Annotated in this window: 3 protein-coding genes and 1 pseudogene; 1 reads left to right on the forward strand and 3 read right to left on the reverse strand. The window is 61.5% G+C overall.

Annotated elements, in window-relative coordinates; all coding sequences use genetic code 11:
- From AC30NL_RS19480 to AC30NL_RS19490, 3 genes and pseudogenes are all read right to left on the reverse strand, one after another.
- Positions 1–254: pseudogene (locus AC30NL_RS19480) on the reverse strand (hypothetical protein); the annotation flags it as partial.
- A 765-nt stretch (positions 255–1,019) separates the two neighbouring features.
- The gene (locus tag AC30NL_RS19485) at positions 1,020–2,252 is read right to left on the reverse strand and encodes a hypothetical protein (protein WP_489465643.1); all 1,233 of its coding nucleotides are present in this window, start codon (positions 2,250–2,252) and stop codon (positions 1,020–1,022) included.
- Positions 2,249–4,267: a CHAT domain-containing protein gene (locus tag AC30NL_RS19490; RefSeq protein ID WP_489465644.1), complete on the reverse strand. Its 2,019-nt coding sequence runs from the start codon at positions 4,265–4,267 to the stop codon at positions 2,249–2,251. Before AC30NL_RS19490 ends, AC30NL_RS19485 begins: the two co-directional genes overlap by 4 nt.
- A gap of 228 nt (positions 4,268–4,495) precedes the next feature.
- Here AC30NL_RS19490 and AC30NL_RS19495 point away from each other — a divergent pair, with 228 nt between their 5' ends.
- Complete coding sequence (locus tag AC30NL_RS19495) at positions 4,496–5,737, forward strand: hypothetical protein (protein WP_489465645.1); 1,242 nt, start codon at positions 4,496–4,498, stop codon at positions 5,735–5,737.
- Positions 5,738–5,947: the final 210 nt, after the last annotated feature.

Genomic DNA, 5,947 nt, shown 5'->3' on the forward strand with positions numbered 1-5,947 from the left:
CGGCGGAGCATGACGCCGGTGGCTTCGCGCAGGCGCTGGTCGGTCATGACGTAGCGGTGCGTCGAGGTCCACCACGCGCGGTACAGCGCATAGAAGACGGGGACGACCAGCCAGAACGTCAGTGCGCACACGACAAACGTGCACGCGTTGGTGACCTGGCCTTCGGGGGCCGACCACAGGACGCCCGTCTCATCGCAGAACTGTCCGCCCGGGCCGGCGAGGTCGATGGTGTTGTCAGTTTCAGGTACTTGCACGTGTTCTCCCTGGCTCACTGCTGATGCGCAGTTTGTCCAGGGAGGTGCGATGTGTCAGACGAAACCCCGAGGCAAGTTCCACCGGGTTTTCGCTTGACTGGCAGAGTCAAATGCAATAGGCCTTCTTGCGGGCGGCATGTGCAGCCCGCCCCCTTCGGACCCGAGACCGTGATTTCGTCGCCGCGCCACGACCGACCGGAACCGCTGCCCAATTGCCATGGGCCGCGTCAGCTCGAACATCAGGGACGGGGGCGGCCTCGACCGCTCGCGCGTTGAACGCCACCGGCGTTCAACGCGCCAAGCGCTCCTCCAATATTGGGCGGCGGATATGCGCAGCAGACCTGCCGTTCGGCGCCGTCGGCTGGCCGATCCTTGACGGCCAGAAGCGATCCGTCGTCCTTGCAAGCTGTGCGGCTGTGTGCGGCTGCATAGAGACTGTCTGCTGCTGTTCCGCTATGGGCTTTCGAATGTCGCCTGCTGCCGAAAGCTGACCTCCTGCGGCCTTCTCGGCGAACGACAGGTCCAACTCGGAAGTTGACGTTCGCCGACCCCGTCGAGGAAACCGAGTTCGGCGACAGTGGTAGTTCGGGGATGGCAACCGACGACCGTGCCGAGATCGGGTGTGAACGGCTGCATCCTAAAGTCGCGAACTCGCGGTCCCGACCCTGAGCAGCCGGTCGATCAACCGCACGGGACTGTCGGAAAGCGGCCGTTCAACGATGAGTTTCTGCGGCGCCGTCAGGCGTTCCGTGTGTTAGCACAGCATTACTCGAGGCTAGTGCGCAACGCACGTGCCAACTCATCAGAATCCCAGTACACCGAGTGCGCCCAACCCTTCTCGGCGATCAAATCACTCGCGGTGTCCGCCACGCTGATGTCCGCCGGCGTGCTTCCATCAGCCAATCTGAACACGGTGCCGGCAGTGAATGCGAGTAGGTCCATAGGGTCCCAGAGGTTGGTCCAGCGTACGATGCTGGGGGGCAGCTTTACGGGCGCATCGCGCCGATAGACCACGAGTTCAGGCGCACGGGGATCGACGATATGGAAGAAGGCCGCTTGGCTACCGAAGGTCACGAACGATTTGATCCACAGACGCTTAGCTTCTGACATCGGCTTCACCGCCGCGTCGAACGCCACCACGCCGCCCAAACTGTGCGCGATCACACTTATTGGCTTCTCCTTACTTCCGTAGCCGGGTGCGTACTGCGCCAGAGCGGCACGCAGTGCGTCTTGAATCCGGTCAGGCTGGCGCTGGTAGCTCATGATGTCGCCGAGCGTGGCCGAGATTGGCACTGCGAGACGCGCGCGAACGCTCTGGTTCAAGCGCCCGAGCTGGTTGCCAATGACGCGACCGAGCGCATTGTCGATGCCCTCAATTACGTGACTGGCAATGCGTTTGACCGGATCGATGAGGCCACGCGTGTCGTCCTCGCCGGCCAAGCGGTCATCGCCGCGCACGGCGTGGCCGTCGCCCACGACGAATTCGCCTGGTGGCGACGTCGGCCGCTGTACAACGCTGCTCGCGGGGATGTCGCGCAACACGGCGTCGATAGCGCGGCCGACGATAGCCAGCGTCTCACGGTCGTCGGTGTACTGCAGAACTTGGGTCGCGACGAGCTCGCTGGACACGGCGTCTCGCACCTGCTCGGACTGCGCTCCGGGAACACTTCGCACTAGCGATGCCGGTTGCACCTGGCCACTTACGATGTCAGCTCGCGTCGCATTGTCGAGCACACCGCGTGGGCCGACAATGGCACGAACTGCTTGCGGATTCAGATTGAGGGATATGCCGTCATCCGAGCGCACATGCCATTCGCCATCGGTGAAGGCCGGTAGGCAATCGGCCAGATCGGTCGATTGCCCTCCCAGGTCACCCCAATAAACGGGGACCAACTGTCTTTCCGGTCCCAGCGCTTGCTGAAGCTTTTCGACCTGCTTGGCGAACGGTGCGAAATCATGGTTGTTGACCCCATGGACGACCAGAATGGGTTCGATCATGCTTGCTCCAACCGCGCGAGCGGATTGCCGTACAGGGTGTAGGCGAGGGGCGTCGGATCGCCCGGGCTGATTGCGTGCAGCTTGGCGCGTGCAGTCTGCATAGCCTCGCCGAGCGTCTGGCCTTGCAACAGCTCGCTGTAGAAAACTTCGGAGAACTGCCGCGCGCTGCTGTCCCGCACCTCCCATAGAGTGCCGATGAAGGCGCCGCTGCCGCAACTGAGAAATCGGTCGGCCCAACTCGCCAGCTCCGTATATAGCTCAGTGGTTCCCGATGTCGTGCAGGCGTTCATAAACACCAGGGGAGCGCGCGCTTTGAACTTGTTTCGCGGCACTGCGGCCATGAAGGTCAGGTCCCAACGCCTGGGTCCGAAAGGCACGTATGCGCCGGCTTGTGCGTTCGGCACATTGACGTTGTGCGCAGCAAAGTGCAGCAGGTCGAAGCCGCCAGTAGTCATCAAGGTGTTGAGACTGCTGAGGTCGCCGATTGTGTCCGCGCCGCCAAGAAGTGTCCGCAAGTTCTGCATTTCTGCTTGCGCCTCCGGCGGAGCGTCGTCCGGCAGCACCAAGACCTTTGTCGCACGTCTCAGCGACCGACTCGGTCCGGCACCGTACCGCCAGCGCGCCACGGTGGCCGATGCCCCAAGAAACTCGCCGTCCCCGGTTTCCGGGTCGGCCAGGAAGAGCAGCTCCCACGGTGTCGGGTCCGCTTCGGAGAGGATGTTAAGGACGCGAATCTTGCTCTTGCGTTCGATAAGCAACGCCTTGAGAGTGTCTGGCACTAACTGTTCGAACAGCAGGGTGCCCATGCCGCGCAGCCAGATGGCCTGATCCTCCATCTTTAGGCCATAGAGGTTGCGCGCCTGGGCGTTGAGATTGGCGATGGTAGTGTGGTAGGTGTGCTGCCGTGCGTTCAACAGTGACTCAGAATACATCGGCGGCCAGACGTCCCTCTGATCGCTGCGCAGCTGGAAGCGGTAGCGCCGCGTGTCAGACTCCATCGCGACGTCCAGTGTGTATTCGCCTATCTCGGGCTCGCGCAGTTTCAAGTCGCCCGTGACCTCATGGGGCGCTGCGACGACGGGGTCCGTCTCCACAGCCACGTGCAGCGTCACACCTGCAACCTGCGCTGAGCCGTTCCAAGCCATGACCTCAATCTTTTGGTGGCCTGACTTCTGGGCGATGAAGGCAAAGCGCACCTTTGCGGAATCGCCACCCGCGGGGACCTGCAGCGTCAATGTCGTCGGACCGTCTGCCTTTAGGCCCGGGGCGTACACGTCGATAGTCAACGAGCCAATGAAATCGCCGAATGGAACGTTGCTGGCATCGCTGTCGAACGAGGGCTGCGCTGCCTCGCCCGCTACCTGAACGATCACGTAAGTCTGCGCGTTCAGCGCGACTCGGTTGTTTGTGCGGGCGTTGAAAAAGCGAGGCGCGGTTGGCGCTGGCGAGAAGTCCTCGGGTTGCTCCTCACCGTCGACGCGAGCGCCCCCAACAGGCGAGGCGGCGGTGGGTGAGGAACGAACATCGAAACCGGGATTTTCTGCGCGGTTCTTGAAAATGTCGTCGATGTACCCCCTGTGGAGGGGCGGCCATGCGCCAACGACGACCGGAACGCCGTGCTCGAAGTCGAGGGCAGGAAGCGTTCCTGCTGCTGGGTCTGGCATCGAAACGAAACCCACCGCTTTGCCATCACGCACCACCACGGAACCCGGGACCGGCGCCTCGTGCTCGGTCACGGTCGGGCTCTGCCTGGATCCCTGGAGGTCCAATAGCGTCCGCAGGTTCGACCGCCGCCGAGCCTGCTCGCTGCTGCCAAGCAGGTGCAACAGCAAGTCGGCAGCATTGAAGAGGTAGAAGCCACCTTCGTGATAGACGATTGCATGCGTTGCTTGCTCGTTCTTCGCCAACAGCAACCGTTCAACCGCAGCAAGTCCTATCAAGGCAGCATCGAGGGCAATAAATGCGGAGCTATAGACCCACTTCTCTGGCACAGGATGCGTTGAAGGTGATGCCATAGAGAACCTCTGATATGGATTCGAGGTTACTGGGCTTTGAAAGGCAAGTCTAGTCAACTTCTGTGCAGCACGACTCCGCGAAAGTTCAGAGAGAGAGAGAGTTCATCTCCTTTGTGGACAAGCCCACTGAGGCAGCCGTAGAGTTTCAGGGTGACCAGCTTATCCTACGCGGCGATTCGGTGATCGAGCTGCAACGTATGCGGACGGGCGGCCAACGAAGCTGGAGGCATGATGCAGACGTTCAGTCCAGAAGCTGAGTGGCAAGCCTTGAGTTCGCGCCTTGATCGCATGTTCGAGACGGCACCGGAGAACTCGGATCGGCTGTCAGCCGAGACGAAGCAACTCGTCCCGGGCGCTTTGTGGGAGCTTGGACGCCAGCTCGCTAGCGCGTTCGAGCAGCGGGGTGCAGGCAGAGGGTGGGCGGACGACGACAGGTCCGCGTTGGAGGACGTCGGTCCGATCGTCCTGAAGGCTAAAGCCGAATGTGAAAAGGCGGGGGCTCCCGACGCCTTGCGCATGCTCTCGCTGCTTGTGGACGCCCACGACATGCTTGCGTCTGAACCTGAGCTGGCCGAAGCTCGCGCGTCAATGTTCGATCAATGGCATGAAGCGGTGCACACGCACTTCGTGGCATGCCAGATGCTTCGCAACTGGCGCGAGGATGATCGTGCCACATGGCTTGAACAACTGTGGGCGTTGCTGCATCGCACGCTGTTGGCTGGCTTGACCAAACTTGGTGCGCGCCTAGCGTTTCGCTTCTGTGTCCATGCCGCCGATGCGATCAAGTTTCAGTTGGCCGTCGGTAATCAAGTTGCTGCTGTTCCGCTGCGAGGACGCTATCGCGCGGCTTGGTATCTACATTGCTCGGTCCAACCGACGGAGGTTTCGGAGCGCGCCTCTGCGCCAGGATTCTTGTGGGCGCCGCTTGCCGAGGAACTGTCGCAGATGCACGCCCGGACTGCAGCTTTGAAGGATCTGCTTGGTGAAGGCCTGCCTTCTGCGGCTGCCAGAGAGCTGGACATCTCCGTCGCATTCCGTGGCACGAGCAAGGAGGAATGGCGAGAGTTTTATGGGGCCTACGACAAGGGGCAACCCTGGCGGGCCTCCTTCAAAGCTAAGAGCATAGATCTCAAGCAACTGGCCGCGCAGCATCGGCCGATTGAGTACTTTGGAGTCGAGTCGGAGCCTGATTCCGACCTCGTGGCGAACCTTAGTACGGTGGCACTTGCTGACGGCGCTCAGGTGATAGATCACCTGGAGCAAAGGCTGGAGTCCATTTCGACTTTGAGTAAGGTTGAAGACAGTTCTCACGCCGCCGCAATGCTTGCACGTGATGCTTCAGGCCTGCTTCCACGAGTGCACGCCGCCGCAGCAGCCGCATACGGTCAGACCATCTGGACGCTCCTGCTTCAAGAGGATCTAGAGACCGCCGCACCGCCAACTCCGGTTGGAATCACAAACACGGCCTGACCGACTTCAGGGTATTGGACGAGGCGCACTGCGCGGGATGAATCCCAATGCTCGGCGGACGAGTCATTCATGAGTCCACCCTGTGTGGCTTTGTCGATCGGGATTGGGCTCACAAGAACCATTCCCACGGCCGAATGACGGTCAGGAGTTCGATCAGCAAGACCCACACCAGCAACTGGTTGCGCATGGCAAGGCATGGGAGCACCGACG

It is taken from the genome of Rhizobacter sp., assembly GCA_021153565.1.
GTDB lineage: Bacteria > Pseudomonadota > Gammaproteobacteria > Burkholderiales > Burkholderiaceae_C > Albitalea.